Source organism: Brevibacterium sp. 50QC2O2, from assembly GCF_024580675.1.
Lineage (GTDB): Bacteria > Actinomycetota > Actinomycetes > Actinomycetales > Brevibacteriaceae > Brevibacterium > Brevibacterium moorei.
The window spans coordinates 80,402-104,960 of sequence record NZ_JANIJZ010000011.1 but is presented as its reverse complement, the minus strand read 5'-3'; the positions used below and the strand labels follow the sequence as shown (position 1 = coordinate 104,960).

Sequence of the window (24,559 nt, the reverse complement as noted above, 5' to 3'; positions counted from 1 at the left end):
AAACCGTTGCGGCAATCGCCACACACGTACAATGACAGGGTGTCTAAGAACAACTCTGAAAACGACAGGATCGTCTGGATCGACTGCGAGATGACCGGCCTCGAGCTGGGCGTCGACGAACTGATCGAGGTCGCCGCGATCGTAACCGACTTCGAACTGCGGCCGCTGGACGACGGCATCGACGTCATCATCAGGCCCAGCGACGCGGCGCGGGCGCATATGAACGACTTCGTCACCAATATGCACACCACTTCCGGCCTGATCGAGGAATTGGACGGGGGGCTGACGATCGAGCAGGCCCAGGAACAGGTCCTGGCCTATATCAAGCAGCACGCCCCGGTGGCCGGCAAGGCGCCGCTGGGCGGGAACTCGGTGGGCACGGACAAGGGCTTCCTGCAGGTGCAGATGCCCGAACTGGTCGAGCACCTGCACTACCGCATCATCGACGTCTCCTCGATCAAGGAACTGGCCAAGCGCTGGTACCCGCGCGCCTACAACCACGCCCCCGCCAAGACCGGCGGCCACCGGGCGCTGGGCGACATCCGCGATTCGATCGACGAATTGGCCTACTACCGCAAGGCCGTGTTCGTCTCCGAAGGCCCGACCTCGGCCCAGGCCCAGTCGATCGCCGCGGAGCTGGCGGCCAAGACCCAGGGCATGTCGCTCTAGGCTTCAGCCCTTGGCGGCCCTGGCCAGGCGCCCGCCAACGCGCGCGAGCTGCGCCAGGTCGTGCAGCCGCGCATCGTCGAGCGAATCCCAGGAGGCCGCCACGGCAGCGTCCGTCGCGGCCTCCAGTTCCGCGCGCAGGCCCTTGCCCGCCGCTGTCGGCACAGCGGTGTCGTCGTCCGCACCCGCGACCAGGCCCGCCGAGCGCAGGTGGTCGACGGTCTCGGCCCAGACCTCGGCCGTCCAGCCGTGTGCGCGTCGAGCCGCAGCCGGCGGGAAGGGCCCACCGTCCAGACTGTGCAGAATGCTGGCCACAGCACCCGTGACACCGCTGGTGGCAAGCACCGCCCCATGGCTGTCGCCGCGGTACTCCCGTAGGTGCGTGGCGGTGATCCACAGCGCCAGCACCGGGTCCGAGGCGCCCGGGACCTGGGCCAGGGCGGCCCGTGTGGCCGCCGACAGGGGCCGGTAGGTGTCGTCCATGGCCGCCACGACCGGGGCCAGTTCCTCACACAGCCGGGCCGCGTCCGCATCGATCTGCGCCGCGCCGCCGGGCAATCCGTCTTCCGCCGCGCCGGACCGCGCCCGCTCGACGAGGGCCGCGACCCCGCGCAACCGGGCCGCGTGCGCCTGCTGCGGGCTGGTCGTCTCCCAGACCTTCGGCAGGGACCGGCACACGTAGTCGTGACCGAATGCGTAGAACACCGAGGTCACGGCCTCTCCGCCAACGGCCCCCAGCGGGGCCGCGCGCGAGGCCAGGTACTGATCGGAACCGTGCACCAGTCCGGCCGCGGCCAGTTCGGTGCGCAGTTCCGGGGCGAAATAGGACGCGGAGTGGAAGGCGTCGAGGCGCCAGGTGAGCAAGCGGATGTCTTCACTTCTTCGTGAGTCGGTCATAGGCTCACCCTAGAGGCAGACGAACCCGCGGGCAATGCGCGTCCGGCGTGAGAGATATGTCACGGATTCCGGTATAAACCGGGTACTCCCAGCGGTTTTCAAGGCCTTGAACCATAGACTGGAAGTTCAGGTCCGATTGGCATCACGAAAGGCAGACGGTGGAAACCGAGATACCCCTGGGTAAGCGACGCCCGCTCTATCGGGCGTTCGAGATGCTGCCGGCCCTGATCAGCTACACCGCTCTACTGCTGACGATCATCCTGCCGATCATCTCCCCGCGCGTCGGCGCCTACTACGTCCTGGCGATCGTCGCCATCATGTTCTACCGCGCGATCCGCGGCGCCTTCGACCTGGCCCACGGCTACAGCCGGTACAAGCGCGCGGCCCGGGTGGACTGGTCGGCCCGGCTGATGGACATCGGGCTAACGCTCGACGGCAAACGCGTTCCGCCCAGCCCGCCCGGCTCGTTCAAGGTCCACAAGCACCGCGAACTGCTGGATCGGGTCAAGACGAATCCGGATATCTACCCGCACCCGTCGAACCTGCGCCACGCCGTCGTCGTGGCCGCGTACAACGAAAGCTACGAGGTCATCGCCCCGACGATCCGCGGGCTGTGCTATTCAACCACCCCGGGCGATCAGTTGTGCATCTTCTTCGCCTATGAGGAGCGCGGCGGGGACGGCATAGAGGAGACCGCTCAGCGGCTCAAGTCCGAATACGGCCACCGGTTCGGCCACTTCGAACTGGTCAAGCACCCCAAGGACCTGCCGGAGGAACTGGCGGGTAAGGGCGCGAACATCACCTACGCCGGCTACCGGGTGCAGAACTGGGCCGATGAGAACGGTCATGCGTACTCCGATGTCATCGTCACCACCCTCGACTGCGACAACAAGCCCTATGAGAGCTACTTCGACTACGTCGCCTACGAATACATCAAGGATCCGGACCGCAAGCGCCGCTCGTTCCAGCCGATCGCCCTGTATCTGAGCAATATCTGGGACGCGCCCGTCATCACCCGAGTGGTGGCCAGCGCCAACTGTGTCTGGAACCTCACCTCCACGGTCCGCCCGTACACGCTGCGCAACTTCGCCTCCCACGCCCAGCCGCTGGACGCCCTGGTGGAGATGGACTTCTGGACCAAGCGGTCCATCGTCGAGGACGGCCACCAGTACTGGCGCTCCTACTTCCACTTCGGGGGCAACTACAAGGTCCGCCCGATCCACGTGCCGATCTACCAGGACGCCGTCCTGGCCGGAAATCTGAAGAAGACCGCCATTGCGCAGTTCAAACAGCTCAGCCGCTGGTCCTACGGTGCGTCGGACGTGCCGTATGTGGCCCAGCAGATGGCCGATAAGCGCGCACCGTTCTGGCCCTCGTTGATCCGCTTCCTCAGCCTGCTGGAGGGCCACGTCACCGTGGCCTGCGTGTCGCCCATCATCGCCTTCGGCGGCTGGGTGCCCGTGATCATGATGCTGCGCTCCGGCGAGGCCGACGCATTCGTGCGCAACACCCCGTTCCTGATGGGCGTGATCCAGCAGGTCGCGATGGTCTCCCTGCTGACCTCCCTGGTCGTGGTGCTCAACCTGATCCCGCCCAGGCCCGCCAAGTACGGCAGGTTCCGTTCGTTCATGATGCTGGGTCAGTGGTTCTTCTACCCGGCCACCATGCTGATCTACAATTCCTCGACCTATATCTACTCCCAGGGCCGCCTGCTGTTGGGCAAGTACCGGGAGAAGTTCGATGTCACGGAGAAGGCGGTCGTCTCCGAGCCGCAGCGCGACAATGTGCTGCGGCCGGGCAATTCGCCCTTCGACCGGGTCTAGCGGCGCTTTAACCGATCCGGATGCTCACCTTCCTGTCGTAGAGCCGCACAATCGTCTGGGCCACGGCGCCCACCATGATCAGCGCGATGCAGACCAGCGCGAATCCCGGGATGCCCACCGCGCGATAGGACGTGGGTGAGAATCCCAGTGCGACCGATCCCACCAGGGACCCGACCCACCCTGATCCGGTGACGCCCCCGCCCACGGCCGGGACGACGCCGGATGAGAGCAGGACCCACACTGACAGCAGGGCCGTAGCGACTCCCCCGGCCAGACCGCCGAGCACGTCGATCAGCCCGACGACCAACCAGGCGATGAGCAGTCCGGCTGCGCAGAACACCGCCAGGCGGGCGGCCCAGGCGATGAGTTCGGTGGCCCCGTGTGGGAAGAACGGGCCGAATCCCCCGGCCGCACCCGCCCCGGCGGCCCACAGTGCACCGGCGAGAGCGAGCACCACAGCTCCCGCGGTGCACAGCCACATCTTGGCGCTCAGGACCGCGGTGCGAGACAGGGGGCGCTGTCTGCCCCAGCGGCGCCAGGGCCCGAATCCCCACATGCCGATTCCAACGTTCCGGTCCACCACGATCGAGGTCGCAATGCCCAGCACCAGAGCCGCGGCGGCCAGGGCCACCGGCATGGCCGTCAGGGAGGCACTGTGCAGGGAGTACACGTGCCGGGAGGCGCGCAGGTCTGCGGACGCCGGGGCCGCTGCAGCAGAGCCGGGCGCGGCCTCGGTCCCGGTGGATTCGGCCGCTACCAGCGAGGCGTACCGATAGTCCTGTGGCGCTGGGCCCTTGGCCTCGACCACGGTGAAGGCGAAGGCCTGGTCGAAGGCCGTGGCCAGTGCAGCCGGGCTCGCCTTGCACGTCTGCGCCGTTCTGCTGTCCTGGCACGTCCAGCGCTGGGCCTCCGTGTGGATCTGGTCCCGGCTGAACTCGAGGGCCTGGTTCATCACCTGGGTGCGGTATTCGTTCAGGACGAAATCATTCTGGGTCCTGGCCTGTGGGCCGGCCAGCACCTCGACCTTCGCCCGGTACTTCTTCGGATGGGCACCGGCCAGACCCCGCTCGTTCATCTCCGCGAGCAGCGTGCGGGTGAAGTCCTTCGGGAAGACGATGGCCAGCGCACTGGTGCCGTCGGCCACCTGGGCGCGGGCACTGGCAGGACTCATCACGCGCTCGTGCGTTGCGAAGTCCGCGGCCACCGCGCCGGTCTTGAGGCGCTCGGCGAATTCCTCGGCGAAGCTCAGATGATCGGTCATGGCACTTTGCAGGGCGGGCATCTCCATCGGCTCATCGTCGATGCCCACGGCGATCGTGAAGTCCGGATGGTCGGCCGGGGCCTGCCCACCCGCACGATCCCGCTCCCGCTGTTCGAGTTCGGCATCGTGGGCCGCGAACTGCGCATCGCCACGGGCCGCGGCAGCCGGGACCAGCAGCAGCGCGATGAGCAGGCCCACGGCGAGCGCTGCCAGCACGGGAATGAGTGCGGTCCAAGCGCGATCCCGCAGGATCAGGCGCACTATACCGAGGGTTCGTCTCATAGCCCTAAGATCTCACCTGCGGCGGTGATGGTCCTGCACATTCCAGTGGCCATCCGCTGGGATCTGCCTGCGGCTGTGAATGACGAAGATCCCGTCCCTCCAGTGCGATCTGAAGGAACAGGATCTTCTATCCGGGTGCCTGCGTAGCACGTTCGGCAACTTTTCCCCGAAGGCGAACACGCTGGTCAGGCGCCTGAACCGTGGGGTCTACCGGGTCGGCAACCGGCCCCGCAACACCGCCCCGATGGACCATCGAGGCCCTGTTGTGAGGACTGTTGGGATGACTCAAACTTTTCTCACCCCCTCCGAGATCGACCACTTGGTCGCCGACTACGAGGCTGGGTCTGGGGTCCAGGAGCTGGCTTTCAAGTACGGTATCCACCGCGCCACGGTCTTCTCGCACCTCCAGCGGCGGGAGGTTCCTCGGCGGCGTCCTGGGCTCAACGAGCAGGAACAAACCGAGGCGGTGCGCCTGTCACGGGAAGGCATGTCGATGCGAGCCATCGGACGCCGGATGGGCGTGGATCGTAAGGCCGTACGCGTGGCTCTTGTCGCCGCCGGGGTGATCACTGACGTCCAGCTTGAAGCCGTGTAGCTGCTTTGGCGTCGTTCGCTCAGAACTTCCATCCCTGCGCACGGAGAAGATCGAAGAACTTGATGCAGGCAACTCCATGTTCATCAGCAATGTTCGGAATCTTTTGGTTCTTGTCTTCAGTGTTTGGACCTTTGCGACCCTCTTCAGTCACAATGACTTCGTTATCTGCTTTGGCATGTGCGATGACAAACGGGTCAGCATAGTTCTTCTGCCCCTGTACCCAATCCGGATGCGTCCCGGAGATATCGGCTACTGTTGCAAGCTCTTCATCTGTCGACTTGCAGACAAATCCCGGAATCCCCTTTACCCAGGCGGACAGGTCATCGTCGCCAAGGTCTAGTTCCTTCTGAGCTACTTCACACATGCAGATGTCACCGCTGACGACGGCTGCTTCCATTGAATCCCAGAGAGAGTTGAAGAACTCTCGCGGATACCGCCGTTCCATGTTGATGAGTATGTTGGTGTCCAAGGTGTAGGTCACTCGATACCCTCGGTTCGGTAGTACTCATCGATCATCTGCCGAACCATCGGGACACGGGCATTGAGTAAGTGGCTCGCATCGAGCATATCTACACGCTCATCTTCAAGTGCTCGGGCAACGGCCCCAACGTATCCCGGCCCCAGGTCCCGATAGCGCGTACGCCAAGGTGCAGGCCCGCCCTCGCGCTTCTTGCGGGACTCTCGAACGCCTTGCCATCTATCGTCACTCTCGCGACGAATGGACTCCAATTCCTCATCGGTGATTAACTCAAGGGTGCGCAACCGCACGCCAGCAGCAAGTACGCTCACCTTGAAAGCCCCAGCCGCCGCCTCCGCGCGTTCGAAGGCGGTCCCCGCAATCTTGGCAGCTACTCGACCTACCTGACTTTCCGGCATTAAGAAATTGGCGGCAAATGCGTTGGCGGTCGCCTCCACATTTACGCGATCCTCCAAACCGCACATTCCACTCGTGCGGTTAGCTAAGTGTGCGACTTCGTGGAACAGGGTGAAGACTTTACCATTATTGGAGTCTGCTCCATTGAGAAGGATTATAGGAAGCTTCTCATGGTAGATGGAAAGTCCTCGGAAAATCGCAAGATCAACCCGAGTCGTTTGAAACACGAGATACCCGTGATGCTCAAGGAGACCTCGCCAGAAGTTAAGAACCTGATTTTCCTGACTCTCAGGAGGGGTGAATGCTTCGGTCAGGCCAAAGAGCGCTCGCATCTCGCGCGCTCTCGCAGAGACATTCCGCCGGTTGATCGGCTCTACGATTGCGGGCGGAGCCGGGGTTCCTTCAAGCTCCAAGATTGTCTCGCGATGTTGCTCAGCCCGACGCATCTCTCTAGCAAGCAAAGACGGAATAGGCTCCCCATTGCTTGCTCGGAAGTCGGCAGTCTCCGGCACATCGGATGCGCTAGGCGTGGGAGTAAAGAAGAAAGCGAGCGTCCGATCCAGTTTCTTTGCGATGCTCTCAAGCTGACGGAGGGTTGGACGCGTCTCACCAGTTTCAAACGCGACAATGCGGTCCTCGCTGGTGCCCGCAGCTCTGGCGAGTTCGTCTCGTTCGACAAGCATTGCCTCACGAGCCCATTGGAGGGTGGAACCATTGATTGGCGCTCTTGCCATGGCTTCAACCTCCTTTCTGGTGGGAACCCGTTCCGCTGGCGTGCAGGGACTGACATCCTAGTCTCAGTTTATCTTGTGGCACCGTCAGGTTGGGAGCGACGCACGACGGCAGATCGCACCAGCCGGAGGTTCCCCGCGCCCGGAGTTGGCGCCCCTCCTCGGCAGCGAGACTCGGCATGGCGTGCCCGCGCGAGCACCGCCAAGCTCACTGGCCCGATCCAGATCATCTTGAACGAGCTCCAGAGGCAGATGAAGACGAAGAGGTAGAGCCATCCGGGGCTACCCGCCTCGATGAGCACGGTGAGCCAGTACGCCACGGCGATGTAGGGGACGGCGAGCAGCATGGTGAGCGGTCCCCACTTCAGGCCCCGACGCGTGCGGACACGGTCGAGGATGATGTTGCTGGGCATGTACCGGCGCATGAAGGTCCGGGTGTGGATACTGGCGATCCAAAGTAGACGGAACATGGTGTTCTCCTCTCACGCACGTGCTTCGGCGGTGACGGTGCGTGGAGAGGGGCTCGGAAGCCTGCCGCAAGCGGCCCAAAGTGAAGGAGAAATCCGTCTTCCTCAACTCTACGCGCGGAGCCTCCCCAGCGATAGAGCTTGAGCGTTCACAGGCTCCTGCCCATCGACGGTGCGGCCCGGCGGCTCTCGTCAACTTCAGGGGTTTTCTTCGTGAGCGTGCGAGCGACGTCGAGCGCTGCCCGGGCGCGCGCCGCGTCGACCTTCTGGGCGACGCTCTCGGGTGGGGTGCCAAGTGCCGTGTCTGTGGTGACTTGGTACCGGTCTCGGTAGGCCGCTACAACTCGTGCGGAAAGTCGCCAGGTGGCCAGTTTCCTCGCGTTCGTGGGCTGCGGTCCTAGCTCCGCAGTCCAAAGCACTGCCTCGTCGAGTGCACGGTCGAGGGCGGCCTCAGCGCGGGCCTCGATGAGGTCACGGCGTTCGTTGAGCGCCTGATGCATGTCGCTGTCCATGGCCCCGGTGGCTTCCGGGATAAGACCAGCAATCAGCCGTGGAGTCTTGCGGGTGCGACCTGATCCGGCTGGGCGTGCGGTGGCCATGGTGACGCGGTGGTGAAGGACGGCTGCGACGTCCTCGGCGTCGTCGAGCCGTCGCGCACACACCAACTTCGGTAGGAGGACGTCGACGTCGTGATGGTTCGCTTCCGCCCGGCGGAGTTCTGCGGTGAGTGGCCCGAAAGCGTCGGACGCGAGCACGTCGGCGGCCTGGGTATCGGTGAGGCCGGAGTTCTGGATGAGTGTGGCCCAGCGGTCGTGTTGGGCGGCGGCTGCGATGGTCTCGTATTCGGCAGCGAGCTGCGCAATCGAGCCCCAGGTTTCCTGCTCGGCCGTGATCGTCTCGTGAGCCGATAGTTCTGCGCCTGCGTGTTGCAGGACGCCGTAGAGGACGCTTCGGCCGGTGGCGGCCTGGTTATCGCCGGGGTGTGGAACGTCGTGGGCGGTATCGGGTTGGTCGACGGCGACGTAGACGGTGTTCGCGTCGCGTCCGCGGGTCATGGCTACGTACAGGTTCTCGCGAGTCATGGCCGAGTCGACGAGGACGTGGGCGGTGTCGGTGGTGATGCCTTGCGCCCGGTATGAGGTGACGGCGTAGCCGAGGTTCTGTAAACGCACCTACCTCTCACACGAGTAGGAAGGTGGGCCGGAACATGGGTCACAACGAGCAGCAGAGACAGGCCACGGAGCCGTTGCGGGCGGTGGTGTACGTGAGGATCAGTGACGACCCCGAGGGTACGGAGCGGGGTGTGGATCGGCAAGAGGCGGACTGTCGCGCTTACGCTGCCGCTCACGGGTGGGAGGTCAGCGCGGTGTTCCGCGAGAATGACACGTCGGCGTTCAAGCAGCGCACGATTACGTTGCCGTCTGGTGAGCGGGTGCGGCGGGTGGTCCGCCCGCAGTTCCGCGCGATGCTGACACACCTCGCTGATAAGCAGGCGAAGGTGATGATCGCGTACGACCTGGATCGGGCAGTGCGTGACCCCAGGGACTTGGAAGACCTTATCGACGCGAAAGTACTCGGCGGGTTCACCGTCCGCTCTGTCACCGGCTCCCTACGCCTCGACACCGACTCAGATGTGGCAATGGCGAGGGTGCTGGTGGCAATGGCAAACAAGTCCTCAGCCGACACCGCCCGCCGCGTCGCACGGGCAGCGAAACAACAGGCCGTCGAGGGAGCCTGGCACGGCGGAAGGGTGCCATTCGGATACCGAGCAGAGAACGGCGTCCTCGTGATCGACCCGGTAACCGGCCCGCTGGTGGTTGAGGCGTTCCAGCGAGTGCTGGCCGGTGAATCGCTGTACCGGATTCGCAAAGACTGGAACGAGCGCTGCATCCTCACCACTCACGGGTGTGCATGGTCGGATCGGACACTCAAGATGGTGCTCAGAAACCCCTCCAACAAGGGCGTCCGTGAGTACCGCCCGGTGATGCCGGATGGGAGCCGCGCGAGAACGTCGAAGATACAGGTGGAGGCGGCGTGGCCCGCCCTCGTGGATGAGGACACCTGGCAGCAGGTCTCCGATGTGCTCGACGCGCGAAAGAAGGCGCGGAACTTCCACCAACCCGGCACCGGCAACGCAGTTCGGCTCTACCCGTTCTCCGGCCTGATCCGCTGCTCTGGGTGCGGGACAACAATGATCCACCGCGGCCCCGTCTACCAATGCGTGCAAGCGACCCGGGGCGGGTGTCACCGGTCGATCCGCTCCACTGAAATCTCCAAGCTCATCGAGGAGGCGGTGCTGGCGACGTTCGAGCAGATCACCCTCGGCCCCACCACACGCCAATCATCTCGCGGTGACCTGACAGCGAGGGTCGGGCTGGCGGCGACACTCGACGCAGACAGGGATCGCTTGGCGCAGCTCGATGACGATCACTATGACGGACTGATCGACAAAGCCATGTGGGTGCGGCAACGAGCGAGGATCGCGGAGCGGATCGAGCGCACCCGCCGCGAATACACCGCAACCCTGCCGGAACATCACGCGGGGCCGAGCATCGACGTGACCACCGTCGCCGCAGAGTGGGAGGGACGTACCCCGATGTGGCAGTACCAGGCCACGAGCCTGATCCTGCAAGCGGTACTGGTACACGCACTGCCCGACGGTGTGAACGGTGCGACCCCGGCCCGTCGCCGCAACGAGGGCGTCGAAGCGTTCCATGTCCGCCGCGCCGCGTACCGTGCGGAGATTCTGGCGCATCGGGTTGAGTTCATCTGGCGTGCATAACCCGCTGGGGTGTGACCTGCCCCGCACTTGAAGCTGTACAGCGGGGTCAGGGTGCGGGGCCTTCGCGTTTCTCAGAGACGGGAGCCTTGACCGGTCGGGGAGCGGCGCAGAGGCTGTGCAACTCAGTCAGCACAGCAGGGTCGTCTACGACGTTGGTGAAGCCCTGCGCGCGGCGCGAGTCCGCGGCGAGCCGAGCGCCGAGGGTCCCAGCGGACGAGGCCACGGGTCGAACCTGTGCAGTGGACGTAGAAGCGGGGGTAACGGTACGGATACTCATACCGTTAGGTGCGGAAGCCCCACCCCAACTATGGCCTCGTAGGCCGATCAGGGTGCGCGGCACAGATCATCGCTACCAGTGCATCATCACCACGCAGAGCATTCAATGATTCGCCGTTCAGTAGCCGCAGCAGCACACCATCACCTTTCGGCGTGCCCACGTACTTTGGGTCGGGATGCCCCAGGACGATCCGCAACAGCGCAGACCATGACCGGGGCGGCAGCCCGAGCAGCATCGGTACGGCGCGGTCACGGCGCAGCACCTCGACCCCACGATGCCGGGAGGAGAGATCGGCGAGCCGATAGGCGACGTGCTCAACGCACGCGGCGACCAGCGCAGCATCCCATCCCGCAGATGCGAATAGCGCGACCGTGTCAGACAGCAGAGCGACCACCCGCGTCTCATGCTCGTTCTCGTCCGCGTCGCCGTCATCGTGGTGCGTGAACGCGGGGTGGTACTCGGCCAAGCGCTCTCGCTCGGCGAACCGCACAGCATCATGGAACCCGACGATCCGGGAAGTATGGCGCACCTTGCTCGCAGATGTCAGCATCCCTGCGGCACGAGTCTCAGCGTGACAGCTGATCTGCACAGCACGCGTCACCACGGCCCACGGGTTCCCCGCGTTGCGCGTAGAGGGAGCGAGCATCACCTCGAACGCCGCGGACGCAACCGCCCAGGCATCCACCCCGTGCTTACGCGCGAGTGGCCGGTACTTGGTCGCGGTGTAGCGCATGAGTTCGGCTGCTTCACGGTCACCCCGCCACGCGCCCGGCCCGGCGTCGTGCAACCGGGTGAGCAGGGAGCGTAGGCCTTCTGGGCTCTCGAAACTGCTGCTGGTCGAACCAGCTATTCCCGCAGCGACGTTGATAGCGGGTGAGGTGTGTTCGTCCACGGTGACGCCTCCCAGAAGGGAGGTGCGCCACCGGAACCCAATCCAGCGCGACCATCAGAAGATCTACCGTCGGGCGTCGATTCCTCAGCCCCGCGCTGACGTGGCGATGCTGTGCTGATAGAAGGTCCAGCCGAACATGATGGTTCCGGCGAGAAGAATGGCGCGGGCGACGACGATTGCCGCGATCACTGTTGCGTTCGGTAGCCCGCCCGCGACGAGGAGGCCGATCAGAACGAGTTCATATGCTCCAAGGCCATTGGGTGTGACGACAATGATGCTGGCGACGGTTGCTGCGCCGTATGCGACCAGGAGCAGCGCCGGGTCAGCGTAGAGGTCGAATGCGTCGAGAGCGATCCAGAAGAGCCCAGCGTCCGCTGCGTGGACAAGAAATGACCACAGGAAAGGCGCACGGAGGGCGCGCGGCTGAGCGAGGAGTTCCCGTAGTTCGATGTGCAGCCCGTCGAAGAAGCGTATGAGAGCGGCAGGTTCAACAAGTCGCGGTCTCCGCACCAGTTGCCCGAGTGAGTTGGTGAGGCGTGCAACAAGCCCCGCAAAGCGATGCAGCGCTCTGCGTCTACGAATCAAGAACACGGCACCGATCACCGACAGCACTGCGAGAGCGCCGATCCCGGCCGCGGTCCAAATGATCGTGGCGTTGCTCTGTCCGCTGAGTGTGAGCCAGAGGGTGGCCGCACCTACGACCAAAGCGAAGGAGATAAAGGTGACCGCGAAGCGAGCGAACTGCGCCAGGGTTCCTTTGCTGGGTGAAACACCAAGTGTGCTGAGTTTCCAACTCGTGTAGGTGATTCCCGCTGCTCCACCGGAGGGCAGCATATGGTTAGCGAAGTTGAACTCCAATGACATACGCATCGCCGCGAGTGGATGCATCCCGCGGAGTTCTCCACGTGCCCGGAGATAAGCGAAGAGCACTTCGCCGGTCACCGCAAAGCTCATGAGCTGCGCAGGGACAAGGAGCATCAGCACCCAAGGGTTCGCGTCACGAATGCTCTGGAACGCATCGATCATCGAGGGCCATGCCGCCCAGACGATTCCGCCCACGACGAGAGCTGTGATCGTGCTGACCCAGAAACGTAGAGACTTGTGCCAGGGCGAATGCTCGGGGCGGTCGCCTTCACCGATCATAGAGATATCTGTCGACTCACCCATCAGAAGGTCCGCGTCCTTCCCGAGGGAGCCTCCGAATCGGAGCGGCTGTGGCGATGCCAACGTCTCGTGTTCCCGAACTGGTGTCGGGCGAGGGTCATGCTGTCTGTCGCGTAATAGCGGGCGAGTTTCTTGCGATCTATTGACCGGAACAGTCGTGCTTTTACGAGCATTCGGGAGGAGTAGCGGAGGTGGTGACCGGATCGGAGGAGAGCGATTGTCACGTCCACGTCCTCGCTGACTCGTTCATCTCCCATCGTGACGAGGTGCCGCGCTGACAGCCAGGCTTGGCGGCGGACAGCGCTATTGAAGCCGTACAGCATAGGAGCGACGCCTATGCTGCGCTCGTGCCAGAACCTGAACCCGCGGTACCACCAAGAGCCCCAGAAGAGGTTGCCGGGCGAGATTTCCGCGATTGCGGCTCTGCCACTTTGCCCGTGAAGCTCGGGATCGGTGAAGTCTTGCCGAATACGAGCGATCCACCCGGGATGCACGATCGTGTCGGCGTCGATTCTCGCGATGACATCACCGTTCGCCCCGTCGAAGCCGGCCTGGCGAGCATAGGTGATGCCTTGCCTGGGTTCGGAGATGATGCGGACCGTCGGGAACTGCTTCGCCAGGTGGACAGTGTTGTCGGTGCTGCAGTTGTCTACGACGACGATCTCGTCAGGGAGATCAGTCTGGTCAGCGAGCGCCTGTAAACAGCGGGTGATGATCCGTTCTTCGTTGTAGGCCGGAATGACCACTGAGATTGTCGGAACCGCTGCGTCCGTTGCGGTGGCCTGCGTATCGTCAGGTTTAGCCATTGCTGGTGAGCTTTCTGGTGGCAATCAAGGCGCTCACGAATACGGTGCTGATGAAGAGCACCGACATAGCTCCGAAGGTAAGAGCGATTTCGCCCCATGGGATGGCGGCGATGGCTGTGGCGACGGCGTCTCCTGCTTGGGAGAGATATCGCCAGGCGATGAACGCGAATGCTGCGGTGAGGAGCACGGCGCTTGTCGCGAGGAGAACGATGGCTTCGGACAGCAGTGTGGTGATGATTCGAGGCCGGGATATGCCGAGCAGGTTGAGCATCCGATACTCGGAGCGACGGTTGAGGGTCGATGCGGCAAGACCCTGGATCATGGCCACGATCGCGAGCGCATAGACAGTGCCGAAGAGAGCGATGTTCCCGGAACTAGCGCTCTCTTGTCGCTGTTCTACACGGGTCTGGACGAACTGTGCTTTCGTGAGGATCGGCGCGGTGTCGGACAGTGCCTCGGCGACAGCGTCGGTCTGCCCGGCGTCAGTGGTGAGAAACACGCGGGTGTCCCAGACCTGAGGGTCGAGTTCTTCGAGCACGCTCCAGTCCACGAGAAGATCGGTGTAGATGCGAGAGGAGACCACCGCCCCCACCTCGAGCTGCACGGTCTGCCCGCCGGGTGCTTCCACGTCGATGATGTCGCCGACTTCGTCCGTTTCCCGAGTTGAGACGATTCGCTTGCCGCCCACGTCGGCGAAGGACCCGGAGGTGGGTTCGCTCACGAACATGTCGGTGTAGTTTGCGAGGTCGACGAAGTTGAAGACCGTCAGGAACGTGCCGTCCGGTCGTCCTACCTCGATGAGACGGGTGGTGGACGCGGAGCGCATGACGCCTGTGACTCCGCCTTGTTCCTCGGCGGCATCGGCGACGGCATCGGCTTGTTCGGAGGTCTCGGGAAGAGAGACCAGGTCTGCGGTGATCTGAGTGTCGTAGTCGGCTTGCATGGTTGCCTGGTCCGGTCCGGACCCGATGGAGAAGCCACCCATCACCCCTACGAGAATCAGCACCGGCAGAACGTTTGATGCGAATCTTCGGGCGTCTCGGTACGCTCGCTGAGCCACGAGCACGCCAGAGCCACGAATGATCGGCCGGAGCGCCCACGAGACGATCCCCGCGACGGCAGGAACGATGAGCGGTGCGAGCGCTCCTAGAGGAAAGACGATGAGAAGTGGGACCAGGAGAGATGCCACCGGGTTCTCGCTGCCTGTATCCGGCATGAAGATGAGGAACCCGACGAGTCCTGCCACCGACAACGCCGCGATGACGATACGCACTGCGCCCATGCGTCGTGCCGTCTTTCCGGTCTGATTCCCTTCGAGAGCGTCGAGCACATTGGCCTTCTGACGACCACGAAGACTGAACCATGCCGCGATGATCGAGCACAGGACCATCCCGGCCGCGACCGCGAGGAGCGTTCCCACGGGGAAACCGAGATTCACATGCAGGGACCTGCCGAAGACACCGATTGATTGCAGCAAGAGGTAGAACGGATGGGCCAGAAGCTGCCCGAGCAAGACCGCAGGGACCACGATGACGGTGGCGAAGATCAGTGCTTCGAGCGCGATCATTCCTCTGATGCGGAGCACACTCGCCCCTGCGAGCCGCATCTGACCGAGTTCACGACGCCGCAGGGCGAGCATGTTGCGGAAGCCGAGGAACACCAGCACCAGGGCGACAGCAACGGTAGTGAAGCACATCACCTGGAGGATGCCGCGCGAGGCAGTCAGACTGGACCGCACGACTCTCTCATCGAACTCCGAGAACTGGGTCCAATCGACCGCCTGCCCCGACGCCAGGCCGGTGTAGAGCACCATCTCTGCCGTTGCGATCACCGTCGCAACACCCAGGAGTACCGCCGCACCGACGTACGCGGAGAGGTGATGCTTGACGAACGCAGCTGACACCGGGAACTGCCGGATAGGGCTGCTCATCGTGTCGAGCTTTCGAGAGTGGTCATCCGGTCGCTGACGGTGCGAGCTGTTGGCGTCTCCATCGTGTCGATGAGACGCCCGTCCACGAGGAACAGCACTCTGTCCGCGTACGCGGCGACCTGGGGATCGTGTGTGACCATGACGACCGTGGAGCCGATCCCACGGAACTGACGGAACTGGTCCATGACCTGGAACCCGCTCTTGCGATCCAGCGCGCCCGTCGGCTCGTCCGCGAAAATCACCCGTCTCGTCTGTGCGAGAGCGCGAGCGATAGATACCCGTTGCTGCTGCCCACCGGATAGCTCCGATGGGTATGACTTCGCCTTCTCCCGGAGACCGACGTTGCCCAGAGCTTCCATCGCCGCATCTACGGAAATGCTCTGCCCACCGAACAGCGAGGGCAGAGTGACGTTCTGGATTGCGGTGAGAGCTTCGAGAAGGTTGAAGTGCTGAAACACGAAACCGAACTCATCCCGGCGAAGACGATCCAGTTCCTTCGGCTTCGCGGAGGTCACATCGATCCCGTCAAACAGTGCAGAACCTTGGCTTGCACGGATCAGACCCGCAAGACAGTAAAGAAGCGTTGACTTTCCGGAGCCCGACGGCCCCATGATCGCGGTGAACGAACCAGTCTCAAAGGAATGGTCGATACCGTCCAGCGCGACCGTCTCGACATGACCGTTTGAGAAGACGTGTCCAAGACCCTGAGCTACGAGCATGCTGTCCCTTTCCAGAAAGAAACGCACGCCCCTGCGACAACAGATTGCGAGCATGGGTGGGGATGCGCTGCTTCAATCCAACGATCAGCACGTTCCCCGGGCGAGGGAGCGAGCATGCCTCTTTGAGGTGTAGCTGGCTATACCTTTTCCCGTTCAGGGTCACTTTCGGAGGTGCCGTCCGTAGGCTTGAGCCATGGAGAACGCGAGAATCTGGGCAGCGCTGACGCGCTCGCCCTGGCGTTTCCTCAGCAGCCGGTGGCCGTGGCTGTCCTTGCTCTACCTCGCGTTCAGCGCGCTCCTCGGGTTGCTGCTGATCCCGGTGGTCGTGCTCGGTTTTCTGATCCTGCCGCTCAGCGGCCTCCTCGTCGGAGCTATCGAACGGCGACGAAACCGGCTACTCGGTTTCGCCCCGCAGGCATCGCCACATGCTGCCGTGAGCGAGGAGGAGCGCCCCCACTGGCTGAGCATCCGCCTCACCGAAGCCGCAACCTGGCGAGAGACCGCAGCACTCTTCGTGGACCTCGCACTCGGGATCACCGCACTGGTCGTGTTGTTCTTCGAAGGTGTGGCCCTCGTTGCCTTGGGAATGATCGCATACGCGGGCATCACCGGGCCGACTCGCACTCAGTTCTTCGGGGAAGCAGAAGGGACGATGACGCCGGGGAACTGGTGGCCGGTCATTCCCCTCGCATTGCTGCTGCTCTTCGTGCTCGGATATCTGAACACCATCCTCGCGGCCACCCAGGCCTCTCTGAACAACGTGCTCTGCGGGCCATGGCAGCGTGACATCGATCGACGTGTCGCCCGGCTCACGCGCTCGCGCGCCGCTCTCGTGGAATCGTTCGAGGTCGAGCGTCGTCGCATTGAACGCGACCTCCATGACGGAGTCCAGCAAGACCTCATCGCCCTGGGTGCTCGCCTCGGCATGATCAGCTACGAGATCGAAGAACTCGCCTCCACCGATACACGCCTGCGCCCCCTTCTCGCATCTGTTGACGCCGCGCAAGGCCAAGCCGAACAAGCGATGGCGACACTGCGCAACACCGTCCGAGGCATCCACCCGTCTGTCCTCACCGATCACGGCCTGAGCACCGCGCTCCAAGAACTCGCAGAACGCGCGCCACTGACGGTGAACCTGCATGGGGACGAGGGCGGCACGCGCTACCCGGCGGTGTTCGAGACCAACGCCTACTACTTCGTCAGCGAAGCCCTCAACAACACCGTCAAACACGCAGACGCCACCAACGTTGAGATTCGACACCAGGTCAATCACGGCGTACTCACCGTCACCGTCATCGACAACGGTCGCGGCGGAGCACACGAAAACAACGGGCTCGGGATCGCGGGGCTCCGAGACCGCGCGGAAACTCTGAACGGTTCCCTCACGCTCACCAGCCCGAAGGGCGGACCCACGCAGATCCAGATCACCCTCCCGCTCACCCTTGAAGGAGCCGCGGATCATGCGCATCCTCATCGCTGAAGACTCCACGCTCCTCCGAGAAGCGCTCACCGCTCTCGTGGAAAGACTGGACCACGTGGTCGTCGCCACTGCACAAACAGCAACCGAGCTCGAAACCGAGTACGCACGCCTGAACGATGCCGACACCCCGCCCGACCTCATCATCACCGACGTGCGAATGCCACCGACCAACACCAGCGACGGACTCCTCGCCGCGCTAAGCATCCGCGCCGAGCATCCCCGACAGCCCATCATGGTGCTCTCTCAATACCTCGCCGACACCAACGCCAGACGGCTCCTCACCCTCCCCAAGGGAGCCGTCGGCTATCTCCTCAAAGACCGCGTCAATCGCGTCCGAGACTTCGCACGCTCACTCGACAGCGTCGCAAACGGAGGCACCGTCATCGACCCGGAAGTCGTCCAGCACCTCCTCTCCACCGCAGGTAACGGCCCCCTCGACTCCCTGACACCACGAGAACATGAAGTCCTCGGGCTCATGGCCGACGGCCACTCCAATAGCGTGATCGCCAGCAAGCTGGTGCTCAGCGACCCTGCCGTCAGCAAACACATCGGCAACATCTTCCAGAAACTCAATCTCGACCCCGTCGACGAAAACCGACGCGTCAAAGCAGTCCTCACCTACCTCAACGCATCACGCTCCTGATAGACCTCCCCACAAGCTCCGATCGGCACACTCACACCTCTCACAATCGACTTCATCACAGTCATGCACGTATGCCACCGTGGGTGGGGCGTGCGCACCTTCCTTATGAGACGACTCATGAGGGAGGCCGGAATGAAGGGCGGGGTGATCCTGTTCCGCGGCATCGGTGCCGCTGCGCGCCGCTATGTCGAGGCCGACCGCTCCCGCGCCGACGAGTACTACCTCGGCGCAGATAACGCCGTGGCCGAGTACGCGGTGCTCGACGCCAGCGGCGAGGTCACGGACGCCCGCTCGCTGACTGCCGAGGAGTATGAGGGGTGGGTGGACTGGACGGAACCGATCACGGGTGAGTCGATGGGTACCCCGCGTAAGCCGGGTGAGGGGTCGAAGGGGTCGCCGTTGTTCGCGGAGATGACGATCAACGCTTCCAAGTCCTTGTCGGTTGCCGCTGCTCTTCATCCGGAAGTCTCGGCGGCGCTGGACGCGGCGCAGCAGGACGCGTTGGGAGAGATTCGACGCTGGCTTGGCCAGCACTCGGTGACAAGGGTCGGGCCGCGCGACCAACGGGAAGTGCTGTCTATCGAGCGGATGCAGGTCGTCGGCATCACTCACAAGACATCGCGGGCTGGTGATCCGCACCGGCATATCCATATGCAGATCGGTACTCGGGTGTTTGCGGCTGGGAAGTGGCGGGCGCTCGATACTGCGGCGTTGTTCAAGCAGCAGGGCGCGATCCGCGCTCTCGGCACCGCGGTCATCGCCGCGCACCCGCACCTCGCACAGACCCTCGCAAAGCACGGCCTGACGCTCGACCCAGTGTCCGGTGAAGTGACGGAGTTGCAGCCATTCAACGGGGTGATGTCGAAGCGGTCAGCGCAGATCAGACGCAACCTTGACCGTCTCGAAACCGAATGGGAGCAGCAGCATCCCGGAGAGGGGCTCGGCCCGGTCATGACAGCAAGGTTGCAAAGCATCGCCTGGACGCACCAGCGGCCAGGGAAGAAACCCGCTGACTTGAAGAATGAGCAGTGGTGGGTGCAAGAACTCCGCGACGCCGGATACGACCCCACTGCGCGTCAACGCCGCACCGTGCAGCGTCCGGTGTTGCTTGATGATCTTGCGGTGCAGGAGGTTGCATCGCGTGCGTTGGATCGCTGCGCCGCTGCATCATCGGCTTGGACGAGGCACAGCGTGCAGGAGCACGTCACCCGCATCACCACCGAACACGGCGTGCAAGCAACACCGGAAGAGTTGCGCGAGTTCATCACGATGGCGACCGACCTTGCGGCCTCAGATTGCTTCTCCGTCCTCCCACCGGATGCGGCGATGCCGGAGCATGTCGCGCACCTGACCAGCCTCACCGTGATCGCCGCCGAAACCGCGCTCCGCGACCAACTCACTGCCAGCACACCGAAGCAAGAGCCCGCCCACCCGGAGGTGACCGAGGCTGCACGCGCGGCGGGGCTGGACGACGGGCAGACGGTCGCTGCTGCTGCGGTCGCATCGTCTGACCCGTTGGTGATCGTGGAGGGTGCTGCGGGGAGCGGGAAGACGACGATGCTGCACACCGCCATCGACGTCTCCGCCGAGCACGGGCGTGCATCGCGGGTGGTTGCGCCGACGCTGCGCGCGGCGCAGGTCGCGCACGACGAACTCGGCATACCCGCCACGAGCGTTGCAGCACTCGTGCACGCGCACGGATGGAGATGGAACCGCGACGGCGTATGGACACGCCTCACTCGCGGCGACACCGACCCCGACACCGGGCGAACCTACACCGGCCCGCCGAAAGAGGCGCGGCTGTTGCGAGGTGAGCGGGTGATTGTGGACGAGGCCGGGATGCTCGACCAAGACACCGCCCACGCCCTCCTCACTGTGACCGCCGAGGCAGGCGCAACTATCGCGCTCGTCGGCGACCGCGCCCAGTTGCCCGCCGTCGGCCGGGGTGGTGTGCTCGACATGGCCGCCCAGATCAGAGGCCGCACCTACGATATGACTGAACTGCACCGGTTCGCTAACGCTGCATACGCGGCCCTCACGTTGACGATGCGCGACCGTGAGAACCCCGGCGACGTGTTCGACCGGCTCACCGCGATGGGGCTGGTGACGCTGCACCTGGACGAGGAGCAGGCCCGCGACCACATCACGGAGCACGCTACCCAAGGTGACGTGATTACGGTCGCCTCGAACGACGAAGCCGCTGCCCTGAACGAGCGCATCCGCACAGGACGGGTCGAGCGTGGTGAGGTCGATGACACGATCACAGTGACTGGCAGCGATGAACTGCCTATCGGTCGGGGGGATCTGATCCAGACGCGGAAGAACGACACCGCGCTTGGCGTGGCGAACCGGCAACAGTGGATCGTCCAGCACGTCACCGACGACGGTACCGTGTACGCCCGCGAAACCGGCAGCGGGCGCAGAAACCCGCGCACCGTCGTCCTCCCGCCTGAGTACGTGAGCGAATACGCGCACCTGTCCTATGCCGCGACTGCGTATGGCGTCCAAGGCGCAACCGTCAACGTCTCACACACGATGCTCACAGCGGCGTCGAGCGCAGCAGGCGTCTACGTCGGTATGACACGAGGCCGCGAGCACAACCGGTTGCATGTCATTGCCGAGGATATGGCGGATGCGCGGGCGCAGTTCGTTGATGCGGTGAAGCGTGACCCCGCCGACCGCGGCCTCGACCATGCCACCGCACAGTCCGTCGAAGCAGTACGCGGCATCGTCAAAAACGGCCCGATCCGGCGCGTCACCGAAGAACTCGTCCGACTCGACAGGGAGGCCCAGCGTGCCGAACGAGCGGCTGAGCGGTGGGAGCAGACCGCGAACAGGCTCGACGCCCAACTAGCCGCACACACGGTCGAGAAGGAGAAGGACGCCGCTGTGCTTCGTCAGGCCGAGGAAGAAGCGGCGCGGGTGCGTGCCGAGGTCACCGCGCCTCTCGCGGAGCAAGCCGAACGCGACGGCGAGGCATACCTTGCCAGCGTCGAGGAAGAGAGGACGGCGAGCGCGCGCCTCGCCACTGTTGGGCGGTTCGGGCGACGCAAGGCTCGCGACGAGCACCGTGCTGTGAGCGACCAAGCAGCAACCATCCGAACACATCTTCGCGATGCGTGGGAGGCTGAACCGCCACGAACCCCCAGCGCACTACCCGATTGGGCTGCACAGGTCGCAGAACGGCGAGCAGAAGCCGATCCCCGCGTAAGCGAAGCCGCCCAAGCTGTAAAGGCTGCGCGCACCGAACGAACCGCGACCGGTGAACGTCACCGCAACGAGCGCCTGGCGCTCTTGGCCCACGAGTACGGGCCTGAGAACGCTCGCGCACACCAGTACGGGATGCACGCCCTCAACCCACACCGTAACGCCCGCGACGCCCGCGCACGCGCAGCCATGCTTCGTACCGAGAGTGAGAAACTCCGCAGCCTCCCGGTGAACGATGCCGCCAAACTCATCGAGAGCAAACGCGTCGAGCGAGCGCGCGCGCAGCAACAAGCCGAACAGCGTCAACGGCGGATCTCTTCGCCCGAACCATCCTCGCGTCAAGGCCCAGATTCGCCGCGTGAGCGCGGAATCGGGTTCTGACCCTTCACCTCCTAAGACTTGGACGTAGCCTGCGTCCATTCAGAAGAACAGGGGTGGATGGCTAACTAGTCGTGAGCTTGGACGGCTGCGGTGAGTCGGCGGGCGAACTGGGTGATGTCGGTTGCCATGTCGGGTGGGGCTTCGATTCGGAAGTTCGAGTCGAGGTAGCTCAGTGCTGGAAGGACTCGTTGCCACGAGTCGAGTGCGAGTAAGGCCTCGGTGCGGGTGTGGTTCACCGAGCTCAGTCGGGCATCTTCGTGCCGGAGGGCGTCAGCGACGGCGGCTATTGGGGCGTCGATGGTGATGCGCATCCTGTGGAAGGTCTCGCCGAGCCCGGATCGCAGGTATGCCACAGCACTGTCGGCAGGTAGCGGCCTTGGCTCGTACCGCGTTCCCGTGCTGTGGAACTCGCTGATACGGTCGGTGCGGAAGATACGCCAGTCCTCGCGATCAAGATCCCACCCCAGCAGGTACCAGCGCAGTTCGATATAGACCTGGCGGTGCGGTTCCACTCGGCGCCTGCTGACGTTCTCGCGCGCATCCACATAGCCGAACGTGACGATCTCTTGAGCGGCGACGGCATCCCCGATACTTCCGAGTGCCACCGCGTGAACGCTCGGCGCGATGCGCCGTTCCGCTTCGACACTCATGCGCAGGGTCAAGGCTCTGCGTCGTAGTCGTGCCGGTAAGAGTGCATCGATCTTTCCATACGCACGACTGGCGGCGTCGCCGAGAGTTCCTGGCTGCGCAGGAGCGTTCGTGGCGAGGGTGGCCAAGCTGATTACTGCAGCAATAGTCTCCTCGTCATCGAGCACGAGCGGAGGCACCCGCTGCCCTGCGGCGAGTTGGTAGTGACCTCCTGGACCTGGCCGCGTAGTCACTGGGTACCCATATCCTCGTAGCCGCTCGACGTCTCGCCGTAGCGTCCTCGGGCTCACCTCCAGGCGTGCCGATAGTTCCTCCCCGGTGAACGCCTGCCCGCTCTGCAATGTGGCGAGCAGGCGCAGCATTCTCTCAGTGACATCGGCCATGACATCATCCTAAAGATGCGGTCAGAATCAGACCACATCTCCTGTTAGCGTCGAAGTGAACCGACGTAAGGAGTGGAGACATGACGATAGGGGTAATGACGCCGAACGGACACGTTGGGGCGCATGTCCTCCGTCTGCTCGTGCAGGCGGGAGAACGCCCGCGGGCGTTGGTTCGCAACCCGAACAAGCTGGATCAGAGCATCGCGGACTACGTCGATATTGCTATGTTGGACGCCTGGAACGAACCTACTGTTGTCGAGGCGACCCGAGGGCTCGAAGCGGTGTACTGGGTCAGCCCGACCGCGACGGACAGCGACCCGCTCGCAGCGCACTCCCTCGCCGCACGCAACATCCGCACCGCAATCGAGACCAATCGAATCGAGCGAGTGGTGTTCCAGTCCAGCGTAGGAGCCGAGAAGCGGCACGGTGTCGGAGAAATTGACGGCCTCGCCGCAACCGAGTTGGAGTTGGAAGCCAGCGGCGCTTCGGTCGCGCATTTGCGATGCGGGTATTTCTTCACGAACCTACTCATGGACATCGACTCGATCCGCGGAGGTGTCCTGAGCACAGCGATGGACATCGAGCGCCCGATCGCTTGGGTCGCTCCCGCCGACATCGCTACGGTCGCAGTAGGGCGCCTGCTCTCCCGAACGTGGAGTGGTCGCGAGGTTCAGGCAGTCCACGGCCCCGAAGACCTGTCGTTCACACAAGCCGCGGCGATCCTTTCGACCACGCTAGACGCGCCCGTGTTAGCGCTTCAGCTCAGCGACGATAACGTCCGATCCGCGCTCGGCGAATTCGGCCTGCCCGAGGCCCAGATCGAGGCAATCGTGATGATGGCCGCCGGGATCAGGGATGACTTCACTCCCGAGAATCCACGTACCTACGCGACGACGACGCCCACCACTCTTTCCAGTTGGGCAGCGGAATACCTCTCTTGAACCGATTCACGGATCGTCGTGCGGACTGGCCGTAGCGCAGATGGCGGCGCCTCACGCTGCTCCGCGGCGACATCACCCGTCGATCGCTCAGGCGAGCCGCGTCTTCAGGGACGCCTGCAAGATGACGCCGTTGGCTTACCTGACGAAGTTCCGCATCATCGAAATGGCGCGTCTACTACGCGAGACCGACCTCACTATCGCGGTCATCACCAGACGCCTCGGATGGAACAGCCCAGAGTCATCCGTAACTGCGTTTGCCTGCCATTACGGAGTCACCGTGCGTCTGTCGTCGCAGCGGTCCATCATTCGCCTCAGATCTCGGGCCGGGCGAAGGCGTCGCCCGCGACGCGAAAAGTGCTAACGGAAGTGCTAAGCAACCTGTAGGTCGGGGTATCGCGGTGGAGTTATCCATAGGCCAGATGCTGTAGATCGTTGATTTCATGCGGCAGAACGCTAGGTTGAGATTCGTAGCGCGAGGGGGTCGAGCTCAGTTCAACTCCCACGCCGTTGACTGCGCTCAAGCTAGGCTGGTGCACGGCAAACCAAAAGGTTAAGACGTAGCTATGTTTGCTCCCCTACGGGTATCTTCCTCGACGTAGTGGGAGGCCAGTCTGAGTGAGCGGTCACCATGTCGGCTGGACACCGCTGCTGCCGGCTGCGCTATGCTGTCCCCCGATCCGCCTGGAGTCAGCTCGCGCACTGACGACTGA

21 protein-coding genes and 1 pseudogene are annotated in these 24,559 nt (G+C 63.8%); 9 read left to right on the top strand and 13 right to left on the bottom strand.

Annotated elements, in window-relative coordinates; all coding sequences use genetic code 11:
* Positions 1-39 precede the first annotated feature (39 nt).
* Positions 40-669 carry an oligoribonuclease gene (gene orn / locus NQ038_RS10430; RefSeq protein ID WP_257057387.1) on the top strand — a complete coding sequence of 210 codons (630 nt, stop codon included), beginning with the start codon at positions 40-42 and terminating at the stop codon, positions 667-669.
* A 3-nt stretch (positions 670-672) separates the two neighbouring features.
* On the opposite strand, the gene NQ038_RS10425 is transcribed toward orn, so the two are convergent.
* Complete coding sequence (locus NQ038_RS10425) at positions 673-1,563, bottom strand: hypothetical protein (RefSeq protein WP_257049126.1); 891 nt, start codon at positions 1,561-1,563, stop codon at positions 673-675.
* Between the two features lie 158 nt (positions 1,564-1,721).
* On the opposite strand from NQ038_RS10425, the gene NQ038_RS10420 reads away from it, so the two are divergent.
* The gene (locus NQ038_RS10420; RefSeq protein WP_257057391.1) at positions 1,722-3,386 is read left to right on the top strand and encodes a hypothetical protein; all 1,665 of its coding nucleotides are present in this window, start codon (positions 1,722-1,724) and stop codon (positions 3,384-3,386) included.
* A 7-nt stretch (positions 3,387-3,393) separates the two neighbouring features.
* On the opposite strand, the gene NQ038_RS10415 is transcribed toward NQ038_RS10420, so the two are convergent.
* Positions 3,394-4,929, bottom strand: coding sequence for a hypothetical protein (locus NQ038_RS10415; RefSeq protein WP_257057394.1), 1,536 nt, complete (start codon positions 4,927-4,929; stop codon positions 3,394-3,396).
* Between the two features lie 79 nt (positions 4,930-5,008).
* Between NQ038_RS10415 and NQ038_RS10410 the strand changes: the two genes are divergently transcribed.
* A complete protein-coding gene (locus NQ038_RS10410) occupies positions 5,009-5,524 on the top strand; it encodes a hypothetical protein (RefSeq protein ID WP_257057396.1) in 516 nt (171 codons plus the stop codon).
* A gap of 19 nt (positions 5,525-5,543) precedes the next feature.
* Here NQ038_RS10410 and NQ038_RS10405 read toward each other — a convergent pair whose 3' ends face one another.
* The 4 genes from NQ038_RS10405 to NQ038_RS10390 form a co-directional block, all read right to left on the bottom strand.
* Entirely contained in the window at positions 5,544-6,005 is a 462-nt protein-coding gene (locus tag NQ038_RS10405; protein ID WP_257057399.1) for a DUF4411 family protein, read from the bottom strand.
* The gene (locus NQ038_RS10400; protein WP_257057409.1) at positions 6,002-7,132 is read right to left on the bottom strand and encodes an XRE family transcriptional regulator; all 1,131 of its coding nucleotides are present in this window, start codon (positions 7,130-7,132) and stop codon (positions 6,002-6,004) included. Before NQ038_RS10400 ends, NQ038_RS10405 begins: the two co-directional genes overlap by 4 nt.
* Before the next feature lie 68 nt (positions 7,133-7,200).
* On the bottom strand, positions 7,201-7,599 hold the full coding sequence (locus NQ038_RS10395) for a sulfate permease (RefSeq protein ID WP_257057412.1): 399 nt from the start codon (positions 7,597-7,599) through the stop codon (positions 7,201-7,203).
* Positions 7,600-7,745: 146 nt separating this feature from the next.
* On the bottom strand, positions 7,746-8,768 hold the full coding sequence (locus NQ038_RS10390; protein ID WP_373456808.1) for a C-terminal helicase domain-containing protein: 1,023 nt from the start codon (positions 8,766-8,768) through the stop codon (positions 7,746-7,748).
* A gap of 35 nt (positions 8,769-8,803) precedes the next feature.
* On the opposite strand from NQ038_RS10390, the gene NQ038_RS10385 reads away from it, so the two are divergent.
* The gene (locus NQ038_RS10385; RefSeq protein ID WP_257057413.1) at positions 8,804-10,378 is read left to right on the top strand and encodes a recombinase family protein; all 1,575 of its coding nucleotides are present in this window, start codon (positions 8,804-8,806) and stop codon (positions 10,376-10,378) included.
* 305 nt (positions 10,379-10,683) lie between these two features.
* Here the strand turns inward: NQ038_RS10385 and NQ038_RS10380 are convergent, their stop codons facing one another.
* The 5 genes from NQ038_RS10380 to NQ038_RS10360 all read right to left on the bottom strand — a co-directional run bounded on the left by NQ038_RS10380 (position 10,684) and on the right by NQ038_RS10360 (position 16,166).
* On the bottom strand, positions 10,684-11,547 hold the full coding sequence (locus NQ038_RS10380; RefSeq protein ID WP_257057415.1) for an exopolyphosphatase: 864 nt from the start codon (positions 11,545-11,547) through the stop codon (positions 10,684-10,686).
* A gap of 84 nt (positions 11,548-11,631) precedes the next feature.
* Positions 11,632-12,714 (bottom strand): lysylphosphatidylglycerol synthase transmembrane domain-containing protein, encoded by a 1,083-nt coding sequence (locus tag NQ038_RS10375; protein ID WP_257057416.1) that lies wholly within the window; start codon positions 12,712-12,714, stop codon positions 11,632-11,634.
* Positions 12,714-13,517 (bottom strand): glycosyltransferase family 2 protein, encoded by an 804-nt coding sequence (locus tag NQ038_RS10370; protein ID WP_257057418.1) that lies wholly within the window; start codon positions 13,515-13,517, stop codon positions 12,714-12,716. Before NQ038_RS10370 ends, NQ038_RS10375 begins: the two co-directional genes overlap by 1 nt.
* Positions 13,510-15,447, bottom strand: coding sequence for an FtsX-like permease family protein (locus NQ038_RS10365; protein ID WP_257057420.1), 1,938 nt, complete (start codon positions 15,445-15,447; stop codon positions 13,510-13,512). The genes NQ038_RS10370 and NQ038_RS10365 overlap by 8 nt, the downstream gene beginning before the upstream one ends.
* Positions 15,444-16,166 carry an ABC transporter ATP-binding protein gene (locus tag NQ038_RS10360; RefSeq protein WP_257057422.1) on the bottom strand — a complete coding sequence of 241 codons (723 nt, stop codon included), beginning with the start codon at positions 16,164-16,166 and terminating at the stop codon, positions 15,444-15,446. Before NQ038_RS10360 ends, NQ038_RS10365 begins: the two co-directional genes overlap by 4 nt.
* Before the next feature lie 193 nt (positions 16,167-16,359).
* Here NQ038_RS10360 and NQ038_RS10355 point away from each other — a divergent pair, with 193 nt between their 5' ends.
* The 3 genes from NQ038_RS10355 to mobF all read left to right on the top strand — a co-directional run bounded on the left by NQ038_RS10355 (position 16,360) and on the right by mobF (position 21,877).
* Positions 16,360-17,646 carry a histidine kinase gene (locus NQ038_RS10355; protein WP_257057424.1) on the top strand — a complete coding sequence of 429 codons (1,287 nt, stop codon included), beginning with the start codon at positions 16,360-16,362 and terminating at the stop codon, positions 17,644-17,646.
* Positions 17,627-18,289, top strand: a complete 663-nt coding sequence (locus NQ038_RS10350; RefSeq protein WP_257057426.1) for a response regulator transcription factor — start codon at positions 17,627-17,629, stop codon at positions 18,287-18,289. The genes NQ038_RS10355 and NQ038_RS10350 overlap by 20 nt, the downstream gene beginning before the upstream one ends.
* Before the next feature lie 132 nt (positions 18,290-18,421).
* Complete coding sequence (gene mobF, locus NQ038_RS10345) at positions 18,422-21,877, top strand: MobF family relaxase (protein WP_257062531.1); 3,456 nt, start codon at positions 18,422-18,424, stop codon at positions 21,875-21,877.
* A 65-nt stretch (positions 21,878-21,942) separates the two neighbouring features.
* Here mobF and NQ038_RS10340 read toward each other — a convergent pair whose 3' ends face one another.
* Both NQ038_RS10340 and NQ038_RS15660 read right to left on the bottom strand, forming a co-directional pair.
* Positions 21,943-22,527, bottom strand: a complete 585-nt coding sequence (locus tag NQ038_RS10340; protein ID WP_257057429.1) for a YafY family protein — start codon at positions 22,525-22,527, stop codon at positions 21,943-21,945.
* Positions 22,528-22,746: 219 nt separating this feature from the next.
* Positions 22,747-22,887: pseudogene (locus tag NQ038_RS15660) on the bottom strand (HTH domain-containing protein); the annotation flags it as partial.
* Between the two features lie 101 nt (positions 22,888-22,988).
* Between NQ038_RS15660 and NQ038_RS10335 the strand changes: the two are divergent.
* Positions 22,989-23,849 (top strand): NAD(P)H-binding protein, encoded by an 861-nt coding sequence (locus NQ038_RS10335; protein WP_257057432.1) that lies wholly within the window; start codon positions 22,989-22,991, stop codon positions 23,847-23,849.
* A complete protein-coding gene (locus tag NQ038_RS10330; protein WP_306427911.1) occupies positions 23,764-24,210 on the top strand; it encodes a helix-turn-helix domain-containing protein in 447 nt (148 codons plus the stop codon). Before NQ038_RS10335 ends, NQ038_RS10330 begins: the two co-directional genes overlap by 86 nt.
* Positions 24,211-24,559: the final 349 nt, after the last annotated feature.

Coding starts and splice junctions, on each gene's coding strand:
- NQ038_RS10425 (WP_257049126.1), bottom strand. CDS start 1,563: ATGACCGACTCACGAAGAAGTGAAGACATCCGCTTGCTCACCTGGCGC.
- NQ038_RS10415 (WP_257057394.1), bottom strand. CDS start 4,929: ATGAGACGAACCCTCGGTATAGTGCGCCTGATCCTGCGGGATCGCGCT.
- NQ038_RS10410 (WP_257057396.1), top strand. CDS start 5,009: ATGACGAAGATCCCGTCCCTCCAGTGCGATCTGAAGGAACAGGATCTT.
- NQ038_RS10400 (WP_257057409.1), bottom strand. CDS start 7,132: ATGGCAAGAGCGCCAATCAATGGTTCCACCCTCCAATGGGCTCGTGAG.
- NQ038_RS10395 (WP_257057412.1), bottom strand. CDS start 7,599: ATGTTCCGTCTACTTTGGATCGCCAGTATCCACACCCGGACCTTCATG.
- NQ038_RS10385 (WP_257057413.1), top strand. CDS start 8,804: ATGGGTCACAACGAGCAGCAGAGACAGGCCACGGAGCCGTTGCGGGCG.
- NQ038_RS10375 (WP_257057416.1), bottom strand. CDS start 12,714: ATGGGTGAGTCGACAGATATCTCTATGATCGGTGAAGGCGACCGCCCC.
- NQ038_RS10370 (WP_257057418.1), bottom strand. CDS start 13,517: ATGGCTAAACCTGACGATACGCAGGCCACCGCAACGGACGCAGCGGTT.
- NQ038_RS10365 (WP_257057420.1), bottom strand. CDS start 15,447: ATGAGCAGCCCTATCCGGCAGTTCCCGGTGTCAGCTGCGTTCGTCAAG.
- NQ038_RS10360 (WP_257057422.1), bottom strand. CDS start 16,166: ATGCTCGTAGCTCAGGGTCTTGGACACGTCTTCTCAAACGGTCATGTC.
- NQ038_RS10355 (WP_257057424.1), top strand. CDS start 16,360: ATGGAGAACGCGAGAATCTGGGCAGCGCTGACGCGCTCGCCCTGGCGT.
- NQ038_RS10350 (WP_257057426.1), top strand. CDS start 17,627: ATGCGCATCCTCATCGCTGAAGACTCCACGCTCCTCCGAGAAGCGCTC.
- mobF (WP_257062531.1), top strand. CDS start 18,422: ATGAAGGGCGGGGTGATCCTGTTCCGCGGCATCGGTGCCGCTGCGCGC.
- NQ038_RS10340 (WP_257057429.1), bottom strand. CDS start 22,527: ATGAGTGTCGAAGCGGAACGGCGCATCGCGCCGAGCGTTCACGCGGTG.
- NQ038_RS10335 (WP_257057432.1), top strand. CDS start 22,989: ATGACGATAGGGGTAATGACGCCGAACGGACACGTTGGGGCGCATGTC.
- NQ038_RS10330 (WP_306427911.1), top strand. CDS start 23,764: ATGACTTCACTCCCGAGAATCCACGTACCTACGCGACGACGACGCCCA.